This window comes from Sphingomonas sp. BK235, from assembly GCF_004345855.1.
Taxonomy (GTDB): Bacteria; Pseudomonadota; Alphaproteobacteria; order Sphingomonadales; family Sphingomonadaceae; genus Sphingomonas.
Window position 1 is genome coordinate 122,332 of sequence record NZ_SLXN01000001.1, and the last position, 22,548, is coordinate 144,879.

The 22,548-nt window shown below is 71.9% G+C and carries 19 protein-coding genes and 1 other annotated feature; of the genes, 5 read left to right on the forward strand and 14 right to left on the reverse strand.

Features of this window, described 5'->3' with window-relative positions:
- Nucleotides 1-59: 59 nt before the first annotated feature.
- On the forward strand, nucleotides 60-2,054 hold the full coding sequence (locus EV292_RS00605; protein ID WP_132907268.1) for a TonB-dependent receptor: 1,995 nt from the start codon (nucleotides 60-62) through the stop codon (nucleotides 2,052-2,054).
- Between the two features lie 156 nt (nucleotides 2,055-2,210).
- Here EV292_RS00605 and EV292_RS00610 read toward each other — a convergent pair whose 3' ends face one another.
- The 4 genes from EV292_RS00610 to EV292_RS00625 form a co-directional block, all read right to left on the reverse strand.
- Nucleotides 2,211-2,618, reverse strand: a complete 408-nt coding sequence (locus EV292_RS00610; RefSeq protein WP_132907269.1) for a hypothetical protein — start codon at nucleotides 2,616-2,618, stop codon at nucleotides 2,211-2,213.
- 75 nt (nucleotides 2,619-2,693) lie between these two features.
- Nucleotides 2,694-3,758 carry a serine hydrolase gene (locus tag EV292_RS00615; protein WP_243693529.1) on the reverse strand — a complete coding sequence of 355 codons (1,065 nt, stop codon included), beginning with the start codon at nucleotides 3,756-3,758 and terminating at the stop codon, nucleotides 2,694-2,696.
- Between the two features lie 46 nt (nucleotides 3,759-3,804).
- Nucleotides 3,805-4,812, reverse strand: coding sequence for an NAD(P)-dependent alcohol dehydrogenase (locus EV292_RS00620; RefSeq protein ID WP_243693530.1), 1,008 nt, complete (start codon nucleotides 4,810-4,812; stop codon nucleotides 3,805-3,807).
- A 155-nt stretch (nucleotides 4,813-4,967) separates the two neighbouring features.
- Nucleotides 4,968-5,165, reverse strand: a complete 198-nt coding sequence (locus tag EV292_RS00625; protein ID WP_132907271.1) for a hypothetical protein — start codon at nucleotides 5,163-5,165, stop codon at nucleotides 4,968-4,970.
- 466 nt (nucleotides 5,166-5,631) lie between these two features.
- Between EV292_RS00625 and EV292_RS00630 the strand changes: the two genes are divergently transcribed.
- Nucleotides 5,632-8,763 (forward strand): glycoside hydrolase family 2 TIM barrel-domain containing protein, encoded by a 3,132-nt coding sequence (locus EV292_RS00630; protein WP_132907272.1) that lies wholly within the window; start codon nucleotides 5,632-5,634, stop codon nucleotides 8,761-8,763.
- Between the two features lie 71 nt (nucleotides 8,764-8,834).
- On the forward strand, nucleotides 8,835-9,437 hold the full coding sequence (locus EV292_RS22455) for a hypothetical protein (protein ID WP_165926986.1): 603 nt from the start codon (nucleotides 8,835-8,837) through the stop codon (nucleotides 9,435-9,437).
- Nucleotides 9,438-9,442: 5 nt separating this feature from the next.
- On the opposite strand, the gene EV292_RS00645 is transcribed toward EV292_RS22455, so the two are convergent.
- Nucleotides 9,443-10,471, reverse strand: coding sequence for an oxidoreductase (locus EV292_RS00645; RefSeq protein WP_132907274.1), 1,029 nt, complete (start codon nucleotides 10,469-10,471; stop codon nucleotides 9,443-9,445).
- A gap of 132 nt (nucleotides 10,472-10,603) precedes the next feature.
- Between EV292_RS00645 and EV292_RS00650 the strand changes: the two genes are divergently transcribed.
- Nucleotides 10,604-12,544 carry an EAL domain-containing protein gene (locus tag EV292_RS00650; protein ID WP_132907275.1) on the forward strand — a complete coding sequence of 647 codons (1,941 nt, stop codon included), beginning with the start codon at nucleotides 10,604-10,606 and terminating at the stop codon, nucleotides 12,542-12,544.
- Between the two features lie 21 nt (nucleotides 12,545-12,565).
- Here EV292_RS00650 and EV292_RS00655 read toward each other — a convergent pair whose 3' ends face one another.
- The 8 genes from EV292_RS00655 to EV292_RS00690 form a co-directional block, all read right to left on the reverse strand.
- The gene (locus EV292_RS00655; protein ID WP_132907276.1) at nucleotides 12,566-13,480 is read right to left on the reverse strand and encodes a crotonase/enoyl-CoA hydratase family protein; all 915 of its coding nucleotides are present in this window, start codon (nucleotides 13,478-13,480) and stop codon (nucleotides 12,566-12,568) included.
- Between the two features lie 122 nt (nucleotides 13,481-13,602).
- Nucleotides 13,603-15,096 (reverse strand): SulP family inorganic anion transporter, encoded by a 1,494-nt coding sequence (locus EV292_RS00660; RefSeq protein ID WP_132907277.1) that lies wholly within the window; start codon nucleotides 15,094-15,096, stop codon nucleotides 13,603-13,605.
- 62 nt (nucleotides 15,097-15,158) lie between these two features.
- Nucleotides 15,159-15,214, reverse strand: a sequence feature (sul1 is cis-regulatory element that is thought to sense ions involved in sulfur or methionine metabolism; They are found in Alphaproteobacteria).
- Between the two features lie 57 nt (nucleotides 15,215-15,271).
- On the reverse strand, nucleotides 15,272-16,543 hold the full coding sequence (locus tag EV292_RS00665) for a sulfotransferase (protein WP_132907278.1): 1,272 nt from the start codon (nucleotides 16,541-16,543) through the stop codon (nucleotides 15,272-15,274).
- Nucleotides 16,544-16,684: 141 nt separating this feature from the next.
- A complete protein-coding gene (locus EV292_RS00670; protein WP_132907279.1) occupies nucleotides 16,685-17,965 on the reverse strand; it encodes a glycoside hydrolase family 130 protein in 1,281 nt (426 codons plus the stop codon).
- A gap of 94 nt (nucleotides 17,966-18,059) precedes the next feature.
- On the reverse strand, nucleotides 18,060-18,482 hold the full coding sequence (locus EV292_RS00675) for a cupin domain-containing protein (RefSeq protein WP_132907280.1): 423 nt from the start codon (nucleotides 18,480-18,482) through the stop codon (nucleotides 18,060-18,062).
- Nucleotides 18,479-19,117, reverse strand: coding sequence for a DJ-1/PfpI family protein (locus tag EV292_RS00680; RefSeq protein ID WP_132907281.1), 639 nt, complete (start codon nucleotides 19,115-19,117; stop codon nucleotides 18,479-18,481). Before EV292_RS00680 ends, EV292_RS00675 begins: the two co-directional genes overlap by 4 nt.
- Complete coding sequence (locus EV292_RS00685; protein ID WP_132907282.1) at nucleotides 19,110-19,688, reverse strand: GNAT family N-acetyltransferase; 579 nt, start codon at nucleotides 19,686-19,688, stop codon at nucleotides 19,110-19,112. The genes EV292_RS00680 and EV292_RS00685 overlap by 8 nt, the downstream gene beginning before the upstream one ends.
- A 48-nt stretch (nucleotides 19,689-19,736) precedes the next feature.
- Nucleotides 19,737-20,606: an alpha/beta hydrolase gene (locus tag EV292_RS00690; RefSeq protein WP_165926987.1), complete on the reverse strand. Its 870-nt coding sequence runs from the start codon at nucleotides 20,604-20,606 to the stop codon at nucleotides 19,737-19,739.
- 116 nt (nucleotides 20,607-20,722) lie between these two features.
- Here EV292_RS00690 and EV292_RS00695 point away from each other — a divergent pair, with 116 nt between their 5' ends.
- A complete protein-coding gene (locus EV292_RS00695; protein ID WP_132907284.1) occupies nucleotides 20,723-21,634 on the forward strand; it encodes a LysR family transcriptional regulator in 912 nt (303 codons plus the stop codon).
- Between the two features lie 10 nt (nucleotides 21,635-21,644).
- Here EV292_RS00695 and EV292_RS00700 read toward each other — a convergent pair whose 3' ends face one another.
- Nucleotides 21,645-22,532: a LysR family transcriptional regulator gene (locus EV292_RS00700; protein ID WP_132907285.1), complete on the reverse strand. Its 888-nt coding sequence runs from the start codon at nucleotides 22,530-22,532 to the stop codon at nucleotides 21,645-21,647.
- Nucleotides 22,533-22,548: the final 16 nt, after the last annotated feature.

A 22,548-nucleotide genomic window follows, 5' to 3' on the forward strand; every position in this document is an offset into this window, starting at 1 on the left:
TGGCTAATAGATGGGAGAGTAGCTGATCTTGGCAGAAGGGCGGGCCGGTGGGATCGTGGATGATCGTGCTCGTACTTTGCGGCACCGACGCGGGATCGGCGCCACAGCAGCGCGTGCCCGAGCGAGCGCAGGCGGATCACCCGGGGGATGTCGTCGTCACCGCCCGCGCCGAGCACCGCGTCGGGCTTGACACCGCTGCCAGTGCCGGCGCGGTCTCCGGCGACGATCTGCGCCGACGCCCGCTGTTGCGCACCAACGAACTGGCCGAAGCGGTGCCGGGCCTGCTCGCCGTGCAGCATTCGGGAGGCGGCAAGGCCGCGCAATATTACATCCGCGGCTTCAATCTCGACCACGGCACCGACTTCAGCGTCGCGGTCGACGGCGTCCCGATGAACCTGCCGACGCAGGCACATGCACAGGGCTATCTCGATCTCAACGGCGTGATCCCCGAGACGATCGCCCGACTGGACTATCGCAAGGGTCCGTATGACGCGCGCGACGGCGACTTCTCGTTGGTCGCGGCCGCGGACATGACGACGCTGGATCGAGCGGCGCCGTCGCTGTCGGTCGAGGCGGGCAGCTTCGGCTACCGGCGGGTGGCGGCGATCGCGTCGGAGCGGCTCGGCGCGGGCGAGCTGCTGCTCGCGGGCGAGCTCAAGGCCAATGACGGTCCGTGGGCGCTGGCGGAACGGCTCCGTCATGCCGGGGCATTGGCCAAATATACCGTGCCGACGGCGCTCGGCACGCTTCGTCTCACCGTGTCAGACTATAACGCGACGTGGCGGCCGACCGAGCAGGTGCCGGTGCGCGCGATCGGCACGCTGCTGCCCGACCGCTTCGGCACGCTCGACCCGTTCCTGCGCGGGCGAACGTCGCGGCAGATCGTGTCGGCGGCGCTGCGTTCGTCGCGCACCGAGGTCGTCCTGTACGCGCAGCGCTACCGCTTCGACCTGCTGTCGAACTTCACCTTCTTCCTCGACGATCCGGTCCGCGGCGACGAGCTGGAGCAGACGGAACGACGATCGACCTGGGGCGTGCGTGGCCGGCACGCGGTACCGTTGCGAGACGGTGTGACGCTGACCGTCGGCGCGGAGGGTCGGATCGACCGGATCGACGACCTCGGCTTCTACCAGACCGAACGCGGCCGTCGCCTCGCCACGCGCAGTCTGGCGGACGTCCGCGAGACGGCGATTGCCGGCTATGCCGCGGTGCGCTGGCAACCATGGTCGCCGCTGACCCTGACCGGCGGCGCGCGGGTCGACCATGTACGCTTCCACTCGCGCGCGCGCGGCGGCTCGGCGGTCGATGCCGGGACGGTGGCGACGCTCGCCACCCCGAAGGCGAGCGCCGCCCTGACCGTCCTGCCCGGCGTCGGATTGTACGCGAACTACGGTCAAGGCTTTCACTCGAACGACGCGCGCGGTGTGCTGGCGACGACCGATCCCGTGCCGGCGTTGGTTCGCGGTACCGGTCACGAGCTGGGCGTTCGGATCGAGCGCGGGCCGGTGGTGCTGACGCTCGACCGCTGGTGGCTGCGCTCGGACGGCGAGCTCGTCTATCTGGGCGACAGCGGCACGGTGGAGCCGCGGGGCGCCAGTCGACGGCGGGGATGGGAAGCCACGCTCTACGCGCGCGCCGCGTCCTGGCTCACGCTGGACGCCACCGTCGCCACCAATCACGCGCGCTTCGTCGACGCACCCGGTTTCGATCGCATCCCCAACGCGCTGGAGAATGCGGCGTCGCTCGGCGTGACCGCGACGGCCGCGCCGTGGACGGCCGCCGTGCGCCTGCGGCGGATCGGACCGCGACCGCTCGTCGAGGACGGCAGCGTGCGCGGGGCGGCAACCTTGGTCGCGAACGCCCGCGTCGCGCACAGCTTCGGCAGGGTGGAGGCGTCGCTCGACCTTCTCAACGTCCTCGACAGCCGTCGTGCGGACGCCGATTATTTCTACGCGTCGCGTCTTCCCGGCGAGCCGCTGGGCGGTATCGAAGGGGTGCATGCCCGCGCCGTGGAACCGCGCCAGGCACGGGTCGCGCTGCGGCTCCAGCTGTGACCCGCGCAAACCGAACAGCCGCGATGCGAGAGGCGTCCGACCCTCTCTACGCGCTCGATTGTGACGGAGCGCAGATCGACGGGTGTTCCGAGGCGCGGCCGGCGGTCGGCGCCGTCCCGCTGATGGCCGTACCGCTCATCGCGGCTGGCCCGCGCGTTAGAGAGACACATGCTCCAGGTGGCGCATGACCAGGCTCTGCTCGTCGCGCATCTGCTCCTCCATCATCCGCCAGATCCGCGCCGCCGCGGCGCGGTAGCCCGCCCAATCGGCTGCGATCGTCGCCTCGGTCCAGTCGGCGACATGCTGGTTCGACACCAGCCGATTGGCCGCGAAGGATTGCTGCAGCGCGACCATGTCGCGCGCCGAGGCGTAGGTCGCTCCCACCAGCATGCGCGGCACCACCACCTGGTTGATGAAGCGGCTGCGCTCGATGCTGATCTGGCTCAGCGCGGTGCGCGCTTTCTCGAGATCGTCGATCGCCGGCACGTCGGCCGCGCACAGCCGCTGGATGACGGCGAGCCCATGCTCGATCCGCCGGTGATAATCCTTGAGTGTCCGCAACATGTCGTCGTGATGGCCCCCGTTCCCCGCGGCTGACCTAGATCAGGACGCGCCGTGGCGGCAAGGGCGGGCGGGGCACTAGATCGCGCCGCGCTCCGCCGCGGGAACGATGCCGTCCGCGACGAGGCGGTGAAGCGCGTCGACATGTCCCTCGTCGCGCGCGCCCTCCGATGCCGATGTCATCACCACCGTCAGCCGCAGGTCGGGCAGGACATACACCATCTGCCCGCCATAGCCCCAGGCGTAGCGCAGCGGATGTGCGCCCACCGTGCCGACGAACCAGCCATAGCCATAGCGTCCGCCGCTCCACGGCGACGTGGCGCGCGGCGTCCAGCTCTGCGCGATCCAGTCGGCGGAGAGGATCCGCTTGCCGTCGACGACGCCGCCCAAGCGGTACAGCTCGCCGAAGCGCGCCAGTGCGCGCGGCGACAGACGCATGTCGTTGCCGCCGAAGTAGATCCCTTGCGGGTCGGTGGGCCAGGCGGGGATGGCGATACCGAGCGGCTCGCCCAGCCAGGCGCGCGCGAGCTGGAGCGTGCTGCGCCCGGTCGCGCGCGTCAGCATCGCGGAGAGCAGGTGCGTGTTCCCGGTCGAGTAGAGCATCGCGCCGCCGGGCGCATCGACGAAGGGGCGCGCCAGTGCGGCGCGCACCCAGTTGGGGCTCGACACCCAGCGCCCGTAATAAGCGCCCGACGTGCGCTCCAGCCCGGCCTGCATCGACAGCAGATTGCCCACCGTCACGCGCGCCAGCCGCGGGTCGCCGTTCGGAGGGGCGTCGCGGCGGAGCACCGCCAGGATCGGCTGATCGACCCCCGAGAGCACGCCGCGATCGATCGCGATCCCGACCAGCGCCGACATCACCGACTTGGAGGCGGACTTGACGTTGACCGGCTGATCGAGCGGCGGGCCGCCGTTGAACCGATGCTCCGCCAGCGTCCTGCCGTCGCGCAGCACGAGCAGGGCACGCAGCCGCGGGAGACGCGTCGCGGCCGCGACGGTGCGCTGCATCGCGCCGGGATCGAGCCCCTGCGTCGGCGCGGTAGGAGCGTCGCGCGGCGCGCTGTTGCCCGGCGCGGGCGCGCCGCAGCCCATGAGCAGGACCAGCGTCGCACCCGCGATCGCGCGCATCGCGCCAGAGCTCACCGGACTGTCCGTTCGATCGTGCGCGGGGTGGGTGGGTCGGCGGTGCTCACCACTCGATCCCGATCTTGCCGAAATGGCTGGCACCCGCCTCGTGGCGGAACGCGTCGGCGAGCTGTTCCAGCGGGAAGCGGCGATCCACGACCGGGCGGATCCCGGTCGCGTCGAGCGCGCGCACCATGTCCTGCTGGTCGCGGCGGCTGCCGACGATCAGGCCCTGGAGCCGCGCCTGCTTCGCCATCAGTGCCGCGGTCGGCACCTCGCCCGCGCCACCAGTCAGCACGCCGATCAGCGAGATATGGCCGCCGATCCGCACCGCCTCGATCGACTGCGCCAGCGTTCCCGGTCCGCCGACCTCGACGACATGGTCGATGCCGCGCCCGCCGGTCCAACGCCGCACCGTCTGCCCCCATGCCGCATCCTCGCGATAGTTGACCGTGAGGTCGGCGCCGAGCGCGCGGGCGCGCTCGAGCTTCTCCGCCGAGGAGGAGGTGATCGCGACCGTCGCCCCCATCGCCCTGGCCAGCTGGAGCGCCCAGATCGATACACCGCCGGTGCCGAGCAGCAGCACCGTATCGCCGGGTTTGAGCTTGCCGTCGACGACCAAGGCGCGCCAGGCGGTCAGCCCCGCGGTGGTGATCGTCGCCGCCTCCACCGCGTCATAGCCGCGCGGCGCGCGCGTGAAGGCGGTCGCAGGGCGCACCACGTGATCCTGCGCGAAGCCGTCGATCCCGTCCCCGGGCGTGCGCGCGAAGTCCCCGACGCGGGGAGCGCCGTCCTGCCAGTCGGGAAAGAAACAGGACACCACCGTGTCGCCCGCGGCGAACTCGGTGACGCCCGCGCCGACGGCTTCCACGATGCCGGCGCCGTCGGCGAGCGGGATGCGGCCACCCTCCGTTGGCATTCGTCCGGTCGCGACGCCGAGGTCATGATAGTTCAGCGAGCTGCCGTGGAGCGCGACGCGGATCTCGCCCGCACCCGGCGCGCCGGGGTCGGGCCGATCGTCCAGGGTCAGTCGGTCGAGCCCGATCGGGGGCTGCAATATCATCGCCTTCACGCTCGGCCTCCTTGCTGGTCAGCGCGGGCAACGAACGAACCGGACGGGCTTTCCCTCGCACGCGGCGACGAGCACCGGCGCGACGAGCACCGCGCCCGCGGCGCAAGCCCTCTCCGCGGAAGGAGAGGGCGGCGGCCGCGGTCGTGCGGCTCAGCTCAGCCTGAGACCAAGATGCAGTAGAGCAGAAGGGGGACGCCGATCAGCAGGATCATCATCAGCAGCTCGACATCGACGTAGCGCGCGAGCGACCGTAGCGCTGACCCGCGCCGCAGGCCGGCGCCGGCGGCGCGTTTGCCGTCGTGGGAATAAGAGGGGGCGGGCATGAGCCCGCGCGGGTCATAGCCGTCGTTCATGTCACGGTTTCCGCTTGCTCGAGGTGGCGGACGCGAGGGGCGTCCAGCGCGATCAGGTCGGAAGGTCCCGAGCTCGAGCGGCCACGCCCTCGAACTCGGGCTAACCGCGTGCGGCGAGTTGGCCCGCGTGGTTGCGAAACCGCTGAAATTGAACAGCGAACGACATGAAGACAATATGTCGCCGCGGCTCCTCGACGTCAAGGTGACGGCCTAACTTGCGTCATGGATGTTGTCCGTTTTTCTGGCCTGATCGTGTGACAAACAGTGAGATGCACGCAGGCGGCGCTCTGTTGAGGGCGCGGCGCTTCTGTGACCTCAACTCCTTCTCGATCGACGGCGATCGGCTACTTGGCGTGTCACGCGCGTCGTCGCCGCATGCGGTCCGCGCGAACCATACCGCCCCGGCGCGATTGACAGCCCGCGCCCGCGCCGCGACACCCAAGCGGCGGAGAGAAAAGGAGGAACAATGCGCGGCCGACACAGAGCGACCAGCATCCTCGTCGGTGCCCTCGGCGCCCTCGCTCTCGCCTCCACGGCAGTGGCGCAGCCGGCTTCCCCCGCCGACGCGGGTGCGCCGTCGACCGAGACGATCATGCTCTCCGGCCACGGCCCAGAGGATGCCGTGCCCTGGGACTTCACGATCGACACGGGCCGTCGCGCCGGCGAGCGCGCGACGATCCCCGTTCCGTCCAACTGGCAGCAGCACGGCTTCGGCACCTATGCCTTCGGCCAGACCGACGGCCCGCGCAGCGGCGGGCGCGCCACCTATCGCCGAAGGTTCGCGGTCCCGCTCGCCTGGAAGGATCGTCGCGTCCGCCTGATCTTCGACGGCGTGATGACCGACGCGCGCGTGACGGTGAACGGCACGTTGGCGGGCGCGGTCCACCAGGGTGGCTTCTACCGCTTCGGCTATGACGTCAGCCGGCTGGTGCGCTACGGCGGCGACAATGTCGTCGAGGTGGAGGTATCGGAAGCCTCCGCCAACGCCGACACCGAGCGCGCCGAGCGGCACGGCGACTATTGGAACTTCGGCGGCATCTTCCGCCCCGTCCGGCTGGAGGCGACGCCGCCGCAGGCGATCGCGCACAGCGCGGTCGACGCGCAGGCGAGCGGCGCGCTCACCGTCGACGTCACCCTCGCCGCGCCGCGCACCGTCACCCGCCTCGTCGGACAGGTGGTGGACGCGGCGGGGCGGGCGGTCGGCGCGCCGTTCGCGGCGCCGGTACCGCCCGGCGGCGCGGGCAGCGTGCGGCTGGCGACGCGGATCGACTCGCCGCGGCGCTGGACCGCCGAGACCCCGACGCTCTACGGGCTGGTGCTCACGCTGTTCGAGGGCGAGCGCGCGGTGCATCGCACCCGCGAGCGCTTCGGCTTCCGCACCTTCGAGGTGCGCGCCGGCGACGGACTCTACCTCAACGGCCAGCGCGTGCTGCTCAAGGGCGTGAACCGGCACAGCTTCCGCCCCGACACCGCGCGCGCGCTCACCCGCCGCGACAATTACGACGACGTGCGGCTGATCCGCGCGATGAACATGAACGCGGTGCGGATGTCGCATTATCCCCCCGACGAGTCCTTCCTGGAGGCGTGCGACGAACTGGGCCTGTACGTGCTCGACGAACTCAGCGGCTGGCAACACGCGCACGACACCGACGTGGGGCGGCGACTGGTGCGCGAGATGGTCGAGCGCGACGTCAACCATCCCAGCATCGTTCTGTGGGACAATGGCAACGAGGGCGGGTTCAACCGCGAGCTCGACGGCGACTTCGCGCTCTACGACCCGCAGCGCCGTCGCGTGATGCACCCGTGGGAGCTGCACGACGGCGTCGACACGCGCCATTATCCCGATTTCGCCGACCTCACGCGGCGGCTCGCCGGCCCGAATCTGCTCATGCCGACCGAGTTCATGCACGGCCTCTTCGACGGCGGCGGGGGCGCGGGCTTCGAGGATTATTGGACCGCGCTGTCGCGCTCGCCGCGCGGTGCGGGCGGTTTCGTCTGGGTGTTCGCGGACGAGGGGATCGCACGCACCGACCGGGGCGGGGCGCTGGACAATTTCGGCACCAACGCGCCCGACGGCCTGGTCGACGCGCGCCATCGCAAGGAGCCGAGTTTCTATACCATCAAGGACGTGCTCGCCCCGGTCCAGATCGCGCCGCCACGGCTCGACGCCGGCTTCACCGGCGCGCTGACCGTCGACAATCATTATGATTTCACCGCGCTCGACGCCGTGGATTTCCGGTGGCGCCTGCTGGCCTTCCCGTCCGCGCCGGGCAAGGGACGGGAGCCGCGCACAGTGCGGCAGGGTCAGGCGCGGACGGCGGTGGCACCGCACGCGCGGGGCGAGCTGCGGCTGGCGCTGCCCGACGACTGGCGCGCGGCCGACGCTTTGTCGCTCACCGCGACGCGCGGCGACGACGCGCTATGGACCTGGGTATGGCCGGTCGAACGGCCCGCCACGCCGGTCGCCCGCGGCAGCGCGGGCGGCGCGCCGCCGACCGCGACGCGTGACGGGGCGGACTGGGTACTTGCCGCGGGCGACGTCACCGCGCGCTTCGATGGCAGCTCCGGGCTGCTCACCGGCGTGACGCGGCGCGGACGCCCCGTCGCGGTCGCCAACGGCCCGCGGCTCGTCGCCACCGGCGCGCGCGTCGACACCCCACCGGCGTGGCGCGAGCTGATCGAGGCGGCCGGGCTGTGGCGCGCCGCCGAACCGGCTTTGGCGAACGTGATCGAGGTGCTCACCTCCGACCCGCGGCGCGAGGGCTGGGTGGGCTATCGCCTCGAGGTGTCGAGCGACGGCACCGACTGGCGCACCCTCTATGACGGCAAGCGCAAGCCGGGCGATCCCAAGCGGTTCCTGCTCGCCCCGCAGCGGGTCGCGGCGGTGCGGATCAGCGGGCTGGCCGTATCCGAGGGGGCGCTGCCCCGGATCACCGCGGTGCGCGTCGCGCACGAGGCCACGCGGTTCGCGCCGCGCGCGGACGCGCCGCTGCGGCTGAGCGCGGGGCAGGCGCGCGATCCCGCGACCGGCGCGCCCTCCGCCTGGCTCGAGGCGAGCGGGGCGGGCGGCCTCGACCGCGCGCGTTGGACGCTCGCGCGCGACGGGACGCTGTCGCTCGACTATCGTTACGCTTTGTCGGGCCGGTACGAATATCACGGGATCAGCTTCGACGCGGCGCTGGCCGATGTCGCGACGGTGGAAGCACTCGCCGAGGGGCCGCGGCCGGTGTGGCAGAACCGGCTGCGCGGCAACGCGCTCGGCGTCCACCGGCTCGCGGGCCGCGGCGACGCGGCGGTACCGCTTCCCGAGCGCGCCGGCTATTTCGCGGGCGTGCGCTGGGCGCGGTTCGACGCGGCGGCGGGCAAGGGCGACTGGAGCGTGACCAGCGCGACGCCGACCTATCTGCGCCTCGGCACGCGGTTGAACGACTATCCCACCACCACCGCGGACTATCCACCCGGCGACGTCTCGTTCCTCGGCGCGATCCCCGCGATGGGATCGAAGTTCATCACCGCCGCCGCCTCCGGCCCGAGCGGCGAGCCCGCGCGCGCGGACGGCAGCTATGCGGGCACGCTGACCTTCTCCTTCAAGGATTGAGGCGAGGGCGAGGGAACGTCGCGGAGCGCCGGGTCTTTGATGATCGGGACGGAGGCGAGGAGCAGGCCATCATGATGTCGCAACGGGCGCGCGGACTCGCGCTGCTGCTGGTCGCCGGCTCGGTCGCGGCGTGTCAGCGTGAGCAACCCGCCGCCGACACCCCGTCCGCGCCCGCGACGTCCTCCGCCGAGGCCAAAGCCACACCCGCGCCGACGCCGTCGTCATCGAGTACCGCGCCGGTCAGCGCGGCACGGGATATCGCCGCGCTGACGGGGCAATGGCGGGTGACGCGGCTGGCGGTCGGAGACGGGGTACAGGCGCTCGCGGCGGACGATCCCGCTTACGTCGGGCAGCGGCTCGTGCTCGGCACCGATCGCTTCGCCTGGGCGACGCCGCGCGCATCGGGGGCGACGCTGAGCGACGTGTGCGACGGGCCGGCGCTCGCGCCGTTGCCGGAACCGGGCGCGGGCGCCGAGCAACGCCAGCACGCGACCGCGCTGGCGCGGCTCGGGGTGACGAAGGCCGACGCGCTCGCGGTCGAGTGCGATCGCGGCACATGGGGACCCGAGGCAGCGGGCGGCGCGATCCTGTTCCCCGCGGGCGACGACCGGCTGGCGATGAGCTGGTACGACGGCGGCATGCTGCTGCTGGTGCGCGAGCCCGATCTGCGCTAGCTCCGCTACAGCGCCACCTCGCGTCGTTCCGCCGCGCTGCGCAACCCGGCGTCGAGCACCTCCATCACCGCCAGCGCCTCGTGCGCGGGGACGGGGTTGGGCGCCTCCCCGCGCACCGCCGCGGCCAGCGCCTCCCAGAAGAGCCGGTAATCGCCGCGCAGGTTGGGATGCGCCCGCGCCGCACCCTGATCGTCACCGGGCGTCAGCCATCCCTCGCGCGCGTCATGCCCCCAATCGTCGCCGCCGGGCGCGCGTCCGGCCAGCGTCGCGGCCTCCTGCGGATCGAGCCCGTGCTTGATCCAGCTCGCGCGCGTGCCATGGACCGCGAACCGCAGCGCATGATCGGCGGCGAGCTTGGTCGAATGCAGCGTCACGCGCCGGTCCGGATAGCGCAGCGTCGCGCGGAAATAATCGGGCGCGGGGGCGTCGGCGCGCAGCGCGGCGAGATCGGCGTGGACCGCGAGCGGGCGGCCGAACAGCAGCAAGGCCTGGTCGACCAGATGCGGCCCCAAATCGAGCCACGATCCACCCGCGCGCGCCTCCTTCCACACCGCCGCGGCGCTCGGCCGCCAGCGATCGAAGCGGCTCTCCATCGTCGCCACCTCGCCGAGCGTGCCGTCGCGCAACAGCGCGCGCAGCGTGAGGAAATCCGCGTCCCAGCGGCGATTGTGGAAGACCGACAGCAGTCGCCCCGCCGACTCCGCCGCGGCGACGATCCGCCGCGCGTCGCCGAGCGAGGTGGCGAACGGCTTGTCGACCAGCACGTGCCGCCCCGCCGCCAGCGCCGCGATCGCGTGCTCGGCGTGGAGCGCGTCGGGGCTCGACACGATCACCAACTCGATATCGGGCTCGGCGAGCAGCGCCTCCACGGTCGGCACCACGCGCATCGTCGGCAGGTCGGCTTGAACCTTGGCAGGGTCGCGCGACACCACCGCGCGCAGCGCCAGCCCCGGGGTGGCCGCGACATAGGGCGCGTGAAAGGCCCGGCCGCCGAGGCCATAGCCGATCAGTCCCACTCCGATCATCCTCGTCATGACGCTCTCTCCCGGCTCGGCCGCTGCGACGATGGGCGCGCGCGGCGCGTCAGATCAAGAGGGGGCGACGCCGGCGTCGATCGCGGGGCGGCTCTTTAGCCGGTCTAGAGAGTTTGCGCCCAAGAGGATGGCATGGCGCGTCTAATCGATCGACTGAGGAGGTTGCGGCAGTCCGACGACCTGATCACGGCCCAGGTCCGCGCCGTCCTGGTCGAATCGCTCTACGCCTCGCCGCAGTCGCTCATCATCGGTGCGCTCACCAGCGGGACGATCGCCACCGTCGTCGCCGCGGCCAGCGGGGACATGTGGCTGAGCGTCTGCGCGGTGCTGATCGGTCTGGTCGGGCTGTTCCGGATCGTCGATGCCGCGCGGCTGCATCGCGCGGCGCGCGGCGACGACGGCGCTGCCACCGCCTCGGTGCGACGGCAGGAGGCGAGCTATCGTCTCGCCGCGCTGACCTATTCCGGGCTGCTCGGCGCGCTCGGCCTGTGCTCACTGATCCGCACCGACGATGGCGTGCTGCAACTCCTCTCGGTCACCACCGCGATCGGCTATGCCGCGGGGATCGCGGGCCGCAACGCCGGGCGACCGTGGATCGCGCTGGCGCAATTGTGCTGCGCCTCCCTGCCGCTCGCGCTGGGGCTGCTCGTCACGCTCGAGCCGCTCAAGATGGTGCTGGCGGTGGTGATCCTGCTGTTCGTCGTCGCGATGATGGACATCACGCTCCAGACCTATGACGCGATCCTCGGTGCGGTGATCGCCTCCAACGAGAAAGCGCTGCTGGCCGAGCACAATGCCAGCATGGCGCGACGCGACGACCTCACCGGACTGGCCAATCGCACCGCCTTTCACGAACAATTCGCGGCGCGGCTCGCGCGGCTAGTGCCGGGGCAGGGGCGGCTGGCGCTACTGTGGCTCGATCTCGACCGGTTCAAGGAGGTGAACGACTCGGTCGGGCATCTCGCCGGCAACGCGCTGCTCGCCGCGGTGGCGGAGCGGGTGCAGCGGCGCTTCGGCGACACCAGCGTCGTGGCGCGGCTGGGCGGCGACGAGTTCGCGATGGTGTGCCCGATCGCGCATCGCAGCGACGCGGTGGAGATCGGGCGGATCGTGCTGGCGCTGGTGCGGCAGCCGGTCGCCTTCGACGCGCACCGGCTGCGCACCAGCGTCTCGGTCGGCGTCGCGGTCGCGCCCGAGGACGGCACCGACGCCGACATCCTGCTGCGCAACGCCGACCTCGCGCTCTATCGTGCCAAGGAGAGCGGGCGCGGCCAGCTGATGTTCTACGAACCCGTGATGGACGAGAAGGTGGAGCGCCGTCGCCAGCTCGCCGCCGAGCTGGACGGGGCGCTGGAGCGCGGCGAATTCCACCTGCTGTTCCAGCCGATCTACGATCTGGCGGGCGAGCGCGTCACGGCGTGCGAGACGTTGCTGCGCTGGACCAGCCGGCGCCACGGCGCGGTCTCGCCCGCCGAGTTCATCCCGATCGCGGAGGACAATGGCCAGATCGTCGCGATCGGCAATTGGGTGATCCATCAGGCCTGCCGCGTCGCCACCGCCTGGCCCGCGGACGTGACGGTCGCGGTCAATCTCTCGCCGGTGCAGTTGCGCGCGACCCATCTGCCCGCGGTGGTGATCAGCGCGCTCGACGCGAGCGGCCTCGCGGCGGAGCGGCTCAGCCTCGAGGTCACCGAGTCGGTGCTGCTCGAGGACGTCGACGCCTCGCTCGCCGCGCTGGGCGCGCTCAACCGGATCAGGGTGCAGACGACGCTCGACGATTTCGGCACCGGCTATTCCTCGCTGAGCTATCTGACGCGCTTCCCGTTCCAGACGCTCAAGATCGACCGGTCGTTCGTCGCCGATCTGGATCACAGCCCGGCGTCTGTCGCGATCGTCCAGACCGTGGTCGATCTGGCCGCCAAGCTGGGCATGCGCACCGTCGCCGAGGGCGTCGAGACGCAGGCGCAGCTCGACCAGCTGCGCCGCACGCGCTGCGATGCGGTGCAGGGCTTTCTGCTCGCGCGGCCGATGCCGGCGGACATGGTCGCTGCCATGTTCGCCGGCACGTGCTGACCCTCCGGGCGGTCGGTGCGCTCAGTCGCGCATCCGGTCGTGCAGCCGCGTCTGCGCGCCGGTGAGCCGCCGCATCAGCTTGAGGTCGGTCTCGCTCAGCCGCAGCGCGGCGTCGGCCCAGAGCGTCACCACCGCTTCCAGCTCGGCGAGCGGCAGCGGATTGACGGCACGCGATGCCTCGTAGATCGCGCAATGCGCGCTGTGACGACGCTGGTTCTGCCGGATATAGTCCGCCACCGCGGCGCGCCCGCCGCCCGGCTCGGCGAGCGCGTGGATCAGCCCCAGCTCGTACAATTCCTCCGCTTCATAGGTCCGCCCGCTCAGAATCATCTGCTCCGCGCGTGCGGCGCCGAGCCGGCGCGACAGGAAGCAATGTGCCCCCATGCCCGGGAACAGCCCGAACAACGTCTCGGGCAGGCCGAAGCGGGTGCCGCGCTCCGCGATCACCACGTTGAAGGAGAGCAGCGCCTCGAACCCGCCGCCGAGCGCGTCGCCCTCCACCAGCGCGATCGTGACGATCGGCAGGTCCAGCCCGCTCATGTTGCGGTGGAGGATGCGAACGCACGCCCGGCCGTAGCCGATCAGCGCCTCGCGGTCGCGCGCGCGGATATGCCGCGCGAACAGGTCGAGGTCGCCGCCCAGCGAGAAGACGCCGGGACAGCGCGAGCCGAGCACCAGATAGCGGATCGGCATCGCCCCGCCGGCGCAGGCGAGCGCGATGTCGTCCTGCCAGGTGACGAAATCGCGCAGCAGGTCGGGGTTGAAGCTCGGCCGCGTGTCGGGCCGCATATAGGTCCACAAGCTCCGCGACGCCGGGTCGAAGCTGACCTCGAGCTGGTCGAGCCGGAACAGCGCGTGTGACTCCGCGCGCGCGGGGGGTGGGGGGATGCGGCGCCGGCGCGGGCCGGGCACCACCGGGGGATGTTCGACGGTCATCTGCTTTCCTCTTCTCTTGCAGCACGTTGCCGCGTGCAGAGAATAGGTCGGCGACCATCGCGATGCGGGCACGACGGTGCCGGGCGACGGGCTTTCGCGCCCGACCGCCCGGCGTCGGCCGATCAATGCGGCGTCGCGCCGAGCTCGACGCCGGTCTTGTCGTGGCGGGCGAAGCGGTCGACCAGATCGGCGCTCGCGCGATTGTAGCCGACCACGCTCACGGTCGCCCCGTCGCGCCGCAGCCGCGCGACGATCCGGTCGAGCGCGCCGACCCCCGATATGTCCCAGAAGTGCGCGCCGGCGACGTCGATCACCACCTCGGCGCGCCCCTCGCCGCGGAAGGCGCGGGTGAAGCGCTGGACCGAGGCGAAGAAGATCTCGCCCGAGACGCGATAGCGCACCGCGCCGGTCGCAGCGTCGACGCTGCGCTCCACCGCGAACATCCGCTGCACCTTGCCCGCGAAGAAGATGCCCGACAGCAGCACCCCCGCCAGCACGCCCATCGACAGGTCGCTGGTCGCCACCACCACCGCCACCGTCACCAGCATCACCACCGACGAGGTCGGCGGATGGCGGCGCAGGTTGGCGATCGAGTTCCAGCTGAACGTGCCGATCGACACCATGATCATCACCGCCACCAGCGCGGGCATCGGCACCTGCCCGACCCATGGCCCCAGCACCGCGAGCAGGAACAGCAGGAACAGCCCGGCCACCAGCGTCGACAGCCGCGTGCGCCCGCCCGAGGTGACGTTGATCACCGACTGGCCGATCATCGCGCAGCCGCCCATGCCGCCGAACAGCGCGGCGACGACATTGGCGCCGCCCTGGCCGGCGCATTCGCGGCGCTTGTTGCTGTCGGTGTCGGTCATGTCGTCGACGATCTGCGCGGTGAGCAGCGACTCCAGCAGGCCGACCGCCGCCATCGTCAGCGAATAGGGCAGGATGATCTGGAGCGTCTCGAGCGTCAGCGGCACCTGTGGCAGCGTCAGGCTCGGCAGTCCCTCGGGCAGCTGGCCCATGTCGCCCACGGTGTTGACCGGCAGCGCCAGCCCCATGCTGATCGCGCTGAGCACCAGGATGGCGACGAGCGGCGAGGGCACCGCGCGCGTCAGCCGCGGCAGCAGGTAGATGATCGCCAGCCCGGCCGCGACCAGCGCGTAGCTCTCCCAGCCGACGCCCGTCAGCTGCGGCAGCTGCGCGAGGAAGATGAGGATGGCGAGCGCGTTGACGAAGCCGGTGATGACCGAGCGCGACACGAACTGCATCACGAGGTGCAGCCGCAGCAGCCCCGCGATCACCTGGAACAGCCCCATCAGGATCGTCGCGGCGAAGAGATAGTCGACACCATATTGGCGCACCAGCGGCCCGACCAGCACCGCCACCGCCGCGGTCGCGGCCGAGATCATGCCGGGTCGTCCGCCGATCAGCGCGATCGTCGTCGCGATCGCGACCGAGGCGTAGAGCCCGACGCGCGGATCGACGCCCGCGATGATCGAGAAGCCGATCGCCTCGGGGATCAGCGCCAGCGCCACCACGATCCCGGCGAGCATGTCGCGCCGCGCGGTGGCGGCGTCGGTCGGCCATTGCTGACGATAAGCGGAGGAGAAAAGGGTCATGGCGTTTCCACATCACGGCCCATCGCGCCGGGGCAGGCGCGGCGCGGATGAAGCGCGTGTGATGTTGTCCGGCGGATCGGCGGCCGGCATAGCCACCCGGATTTGCACCGGGTCCATGCGAATGCCCGGTCCATAAGCGATGCCGTCGCCCCGACGCAAGCCGCGGGGCGGGCGATCACGCCGTCGCGGGGGACGGAGCGGGCAGCGGCACGGACGGAACGATGCGATGCGCCTCATAGACGTGGCGCGGCCGGCGCGCCGGGTCGGTGGCGCGCAGATAGCACCGCATCCGTTCGCGCACCGCGGCGGTGAGCGGCAGGCCGAGCAGGCGATAGACGCGCCGCATCTCGCCGTGCCAGTCGCGCGTGACGTCGTCGAAGCTCACCTCCACCTCCGCCGCGCCGGCGCCGCCGCGCGCGGCCTCGACGCGGCGTTCGCGCAACGCCACCTTGCGCGCCCATTCGCGCGCCACCCAGCGCGCGTCGACATGGTGCGACTGGATCCGCATCTGGTTGCACACCAGCGAGGCGGACGAGGCGACCACGTCGGCCGGGTCGCGGCGCAGGTGGATCACCCGCGCGTCGGGGAAGACGCGGAGCAGCGCGGGCAGGTCCTGGGTGAATTGCGGCACCTTGAGGATCCAGGGCCGATCCGCCGCGTCGCCGCGCGCCCAGCCCAGCGTCTGCAGCAGGTGCCGGAACTCGCGATAGACCGCGACGCCCTCGTCGCGCTCGATCGCGGCGGTGAAGTGCGGCACGCGCCACTGCGCCTCGAACGCCGCGCCGAAGATCGACAGATTGTGCAGCCCGATCTCCTCGTCGGGGGCGTGCCAGGCGGTGGGATGGAGCGTGGCGAAATCGGGGTTGAGCATCAGCGCGCAGCCCAGCCCGAGCCGCCCCTTCATCTTGCGCGCGTCGAGCCGCGCGCCGGGACGCGTCGGGATCGGGTTCCAGCTCTCGTAGAAGCGCGTGTAGGTCAGCCGCGGGTCGCAGGCGAGCAGCCGCTGCATCCGCGTGCTGCCCGAGCGCATCTGCCCCACGACGATGATCGGCGCGGTGACGGGACGCTCGGCGATCTCGGGATGACGCCGCCACAGCGCATGCGCGCGGAAGCGTGCGCCCAGCGCGGCGACGAGCTGCCCGTGCGCGAGCGTTCGGCCGAGGTCGCTCAACCGTGCGTGGCGGTCGAGATCGTCGCACAGGATGTCGAGCCGCGCGCGCCAGCCGACGCGATCCGCGTCGGGATCGAGGCGGGTGGCGGCCGCGGCCTTGGCGATCAGCACCTCCGGGTCGAGCGATGGCCGGTTCGCCCAGCCCGCCGACCAGAGCCGCCGCAGCGCCGCATTGGCGAGGCGCAGCCGGACCGAGGGGACACGCTGTGGTGCTGGCGAGCGCGGGGCAGCGAGCGCCGGGGGAAGGGGCGAGGCCATGGCGAGCGAACGCGCCATCCTCGCCGACGTGCCGCCGGGATGAAAATAGATCAATCAAATCATTGGCTTGTCACGCCACTCGTGCGGCAATCTCATGCCGGCGACGCAGACGGGGCCAGCCCGACGCTCCCGCTTGCGGGCGCCCTTCGCGTCGTCGCCTCAGCACATCGCCGAGAGCAGGTCGTCGACGCTGCCGGTGGCGAAGGCGGTATATTCGTCGCCGATCGCATAGGGGAGCAGGATACGGCGTCTGTGGAGCAAGGCGCCGCAGCTGTAAGTCACGTTGGGCACGTAACCGCCGCGCTGCTCCGCGCTCGGGAACAGCAGCGGGGAGGGCGTGCGCGCCAGCACCTTGGCGGGATCGTCCTTGTCGAGGAGGCACGCCCCGACGCAATAGCCGCGCACCAGCCCGACGCCGTGCGTGAACACCAGCCAGCCCTCGTCCAGCTCGATCGGCGAGCCGCAATTGCCGATCTGGACGAACTCCCACGGGAAGCGCGGGCGCAGGATGATCTCGCCCTGCGCCCAGTCGTGCAGGTCGTCCGAGCGGAGCAGCCAGATATTCTCGTTGTCCTGTCGACCCAGCATCACGAACTGCCTGTCGATCCGCCGCGGGAACAGCGCCATCCCCTTGTAGCCCGCCATCGCGCCGGTCAGCGGCCGCATCTCATAGGTGCGCACGTCGATCCCGCGCAGCATCTCGGCGCGCGCGTCGCGACCGTCATAGGCGGTGTAGGTGCCGATCACGCTCTCGGTGCCGTCGTGATCGGTGAAGCGCACCAGCCGCAGATCCTCGACGCCCTGGCGCTGGCTCGGCAGGATCGGGAAGATCACCGTCTCGGAGATGTCCTCACTGTCGTCGGAGCGCAGCCGCACCCAGCCGCCGTCGTCGTCCTGCTCGATGCGCGGTGGCACGCCTTGCGGGCTCGGCGGATCGATCACCAGCGAGTCGAGGCCGTCCCACGTGCCCGAGCGGAAGGTCACCGAGGAGATATGGCCCTCGCCGACCCCGCGCAGCGAGAGCAGGAAGGCGATGCTGTCGTCGTCACGGTCCTGATCGGGCAGCGCGACGATCGACGGATTGAACAGCGCGGCGCTCTCGAACGCATATTCCTGGCTGAAATAGGCACCGAGCAGCAGCCGGTCGCACGCCGCCTCGACCGTGATCCCCAGCGTCGGGCCGACCTCGTCGAAGCGACGCAGGAACACCTCGTCGACGCGGCGATGCCGCGCCCGCATCGCCTCGTTGAGCAGCCCGAGCATCCGCTGCCGCATCTGGGGATCGAGTGCCATCAGCCGCTCCGCCACCACGCGCGGGCGCGGCGCGCGGCCGTCCGCGAAGGCGGCGGGATAGCCGAAGGAGAAGGGGCGGATGACCGTGCGCGACGGATCCGGCTTCAGCTCGATCGAGAGGGTGGTGAAGACGTCGGCGGCGTCCATCGGTTCGTCCCGTGCTGGTGTCGCCAGCCTCAGCGCAGCGCGCGCCGCATCGATCCGTCTTCACCTGTATCAATATGTTGCGTGAAGGCGCCGCTCAGTCCGGCGACCAGCCGGGCGGCGCCAGCTCGAAGCCGTCGAAGGCGAAACCGGGCGCCACGACGCAACTCACCAGCGTCCACCCCGCGTCCGCCTCGGCCGACTGCCAGCGGCCCGCGGGGACCAGCGCCTGGAGCTGCTGCCCGCGCGCGACGTCGCCGCCGAGCGTCACGCGGGCTTCTCCCTCGATCGCGAGCGCGAGCGGCGCGCCCGCCTGCCACAGCCACAATTCGTCGGCGTCGACGCGGTGCCAGTGCGAGCGCTCGCCGGCCTGGAGCAGGAACAGGATCGCGGTCATCCGCGACCGCCCGTCCGGCCCGTCGGCGACGCGGACGGTCTCGCGATAATGGCCGCCCTCCGGATGCGGCGCGAGTGCCAGCCGCTCGATCAGCTCGGACGCGGTCGCTGCCGCCGCGGTCACGCGCGCGTCTCCGGCGGGGTCCAGTCGATCGCGAACGGATCCTCGTCGGGATTCTCGTTCCAGACATATTCGGCGCTGCGCGCGGTCGCCTCGGCGGTGGCGCGGTCGTACAGTTCGGCGACGAGCGCGAGTGCCATGTCGGTGCCCGCCGACACGCCCGACGCGGTCATATAGCGGTCGTCGACCACCCAGCGCGCGCGCGGCTGCCACGCCACCTTGTCGGACTGGCGCGCCACCCAGTCGAACGCGACCTTGTTGGTGGTGGCGCGTCGCCCGTCGAGCACCCCCGCGCGCGCCAGCAGCGCGGCCCCGGTGCATACCGAGGTGACCCAGCGCGCCGTCGCGCTCTGGCGCCGCAGGAAGTCGAGGAGCACGGGGTCGTCGACTCCCGCGCGCGTACCCTGGCCGCCCGGGACCAGCAGCACGTCGAACGGCGGCGCGCCCGCGAAATCATGCTGCACCACGGTCGCCAGCCCCTGCGACGAGGTCGCGGGCGCCCCCGTCGCCGAGACCGCGACGAGCCGGTGGTCGCGCAGCCGCCCGAGCATCTGGACCGGTCCGAAGACGTCGAGCGTCTCGAACCCGTCGAACAGCACGATGCCGATGATGGCCGGTGCGGCGGCGGGGTCAGTCATGATCTCTCCTCTCCTCGTCGATCGTCGTCGCGGGTGCGAGCGGCTTGCGCATCAGGCGCAGCCGCAGCGCGGTCCCGCTCGGCAGCGGCAGATCCAGGTCGCCGACCTCGCGATAGCCGAAGGCGGCGTAGAAGGGGATGGCGGGCAGCGTCGCGGTCAACTCGGCGTGGCGAAACCCCGCCGCCGCGGCGGCGCGCTCGCTGACGCCGAGCAGCAGCGCGCCGACGCCGCGGCGTGCCTGCGCCGGGTCGACGTAGAAGGCGCGAAGCCGTGCGGCGTCGCGCCCCGGTATCAGCGGCGCGGCCGCCGGATCGTCGGGGCCGTGCGCCCCGGCGATGGTGTGGCGGAAGCTCCACCCGCCTGCGCCCGCGAGCGCGCCGTCGACCGTGGCGACGAAGTAGGTCGCGTCGCGCACCAGCTGCCAGTCGACGCCATAAGCGTGCGCGACGGCCTCCTCGATCACCGCGGCGGGATAGGCGCCGGCGTGGAGCGCGCGGATCGATCGCGCCGCCAAGGCGTCGATCGCCGCGACGTCCGCGCCCACCGCCGCACGCCAGGCCAAGTCCACCATCCGATCGCTCTCCTCGCGCGCCGCGTTGTCAGCGCGACGCCCGCCGCGTCAACCGCGCAGCGACCGGCCGAGGAAATCGCGCATATGATCTGCGATCTCGCGGTAGTGCGTCTCCAGCGCGAAATGACCGGTGTCGAGCAGATGCACCTCGGCATCGGGCAGATCGGTGCGATAGGCGGCCGCGCCGGCGGGGACGAAGGCGGGATCGTGCCGCCCCCATACCGCGAGCAGCGGCGGGCGATGCGTCCGGAAATAGTCCTGGAAGGCGGGATAGAGCGCGACGTTGCTGCGATAGTCGAGGATCAGGTCGAGCTGGATCTCCTCCGCTCCCGGACGCGCCATATAGGCGATGTCGAGCTCATAGCCGTCGGGCGAGAGCCGCGTCGGGTCGGCGCCGGTGCCATATTGCCAGTCGCGGATCGTCGCCGGCGCGAGCGAATCGCGGCACGCCTCGCGGTTGGCCGCGCTCGGCTCGCGCCAATAGGCCTGCCACGCGCCCCATCCGTCGCTGAATCCTTCGAGATAGGCGTTGCCGTTCTGCGACACGATCGCGCTGACCCGCTCGGGATGCGCCAGCGCCAGCCGCAGCCCGACCGGCGCGCCGTAATCGAAGATGTAGAGCGCGTAGCGCGTCAGCCCCAGCGCCTCGACGAAGCCGCCGACCGTCTCGGCCAGCGCGTCGAACGTGTAGGCATAGCTGCCGCGTGGCGGTGCCTTGGTCTGGCCGAAGCCGGGCAGATCGGGCGCGATCACGCGATAGCGATCTGCCAGATGCGGGATCAGGTCGCGGAACATGTGGCTGGCGGAGGGGAAGCCGTGGAGCAACAGCACCACGGGCGCGTCCGCCGGGCCCGCCTCGCGGTAGAACATCTCCACCTCGCCGACCTGCTGCGTGCGATAGCTCACCGCCGACATCATCTTGCTCCTCTTATCCGTTGGCCGGGCGGCTTTCCGCCGCGCCGCCCAGGATGTAAGCATTGCAGCGACGCGCATAACCCGCCGCGCGCGCACGACAGTATTGCAGGATGTGAAACATGGACCGGCTCGATGCCATGGCGCTGTTCGTCACGGTCGCGGAGGCGGGGTCGCTCGCCGCGGCGGCGCGACGCCACGGACGCTCGCCCGCGACGGTGACGCGCGCGGTGGCGTTGCTGGAGCGCGACGTGGGCGAGCCGCTGCTGCTGCGGTCGACGCGCCACCTCAGCCTCACCGCGGCGGGCGAGCGCTATCGCGCGGTATGGCGCGACGTGCTGGCGCAGCTCGCCGCGGTGCGCGCCGCCCCCGGGGCGATGCTCGACGGCGAGATCACGCTGACCGCGCCCGAATTGTTCGGCCAGATGGCGGTGATGCCGCTGGTGGAGGCGTTCCTGCGCGACCATGTGCGCGTGTCGGCGCGCGTGCTGCTGGTCAACCGCGTCGTCAACCTCGTCGCCGAGGGGATCGACCTGGCGGTCCGGCTCGCGCCGCTGCCCGACTCGGGCCTGACCGCGGTGGCGTTGGGGCATGTCCGCGCGCTGCACTGCGCCTCGCCCGATTATCTCGCGGCGCGCGGCCGGCCGGCGACGCCGCGCGAGCTCGCCGCGCATGATTGCATCGGGCTCAACACGGGCGGCGATGCCGAGAGCTGGGGGTTCGGCCCCGGCACGCGCGGTCGCGCGGTGCGGGTACCGACGCGGCTCAGCGTCAACAGCGCGGCCGCGGCGATCGACGCGGCGCTGCGCGGGTGCGGGATCGTCGCGGCGCGCTCCTATCAGGTGGCGGCGCACCTCGCCGAGGGGCGGCTGGTGCGCCTGCTCAGCGATCACGAGGCGCCGCCCGTGCCGGCCCATCTCGTCTTCGCCGCGGAACGCGCGCGCGGCGGCGCGGTACGCGGCTTCATCGACGCGGCGGTCCCCGCTCTGCGCCGCCGTCTCGCGGAGGTGGAGGCGATGCTGCCGCCGGCGTGAGCCCGCGCGCTCAGGCGACGAAGCCGGCGAGTTCCTCGGGCGAGCCGGTCGGAAACGTGTCGCGCAGATGGTCGAGGAAGGCCGCGACGCGCGCGCTGAGCAGCCGCCGCGACGGGTAGAGCGTCCATAGCGCGATCTCGGGCGCGTCGAGATCGCCCCAGCACACCAGCCGCCCCGCCGCGATATCGCCGCCGACCAGCGATATCGGCAGCTGTGCCGCGCCCGCGCCGGCGCGCACCGCGTCACGGATCATCACCATCGACGACAGCGCGAGCACGGGCGCGACCGCCAGCGTCTCCACCCCGGCATCGCCGCGCAGCCGCCACGCGCCGGTGTCGCCGGCACGCCGCACCACCGCGGGCGCCGCAGCGCCGGGGGTGGGGCGCGCCACCGCCGGGGCCGCGACCACCACCAGCCGGTCGCGCAGGAGGGCCCGCCCGACCAACGCCACGTCGGGGGCGGGTTCGACCCGGATCGCGAGGTCATATCCCTCCTCGATCAGATCGACCGCGCGGTCCTCCGCGGTGACGTCGAGCTGCACCGCGGGATGACGCCGCGCGAATTCGGCGGCGATCCTGCCCATCGCCACCTGCGCGAACAGCAACGGCGCGCTGACGCGCAGGCGACCGCGCGGCGTCGTCCCACCCGAGGCGATCGCCGCCGCGGTCTCGTCCAGCTCGGTCAGCAGCGCGGCCGCGCGCTCGTACAGAGCGCGCCCCTCCTCGGTGAGCTTGAGGTCGCGCGCGCCGCGCTCGAACAGCCGCAGCCGCAGCGTCGCCTCCAACTCGGCGACGCGGCGCGACAGCGTCGCCTTGGGGCGCGCGGTGGCGCGCGCCGCCTTGCCGATCCCGCCGTGCCGGGCAACCAGGGTGAAGTCGGCGAGCGCGAGCAGGTCCAAGGATCGTTCCCTCCAC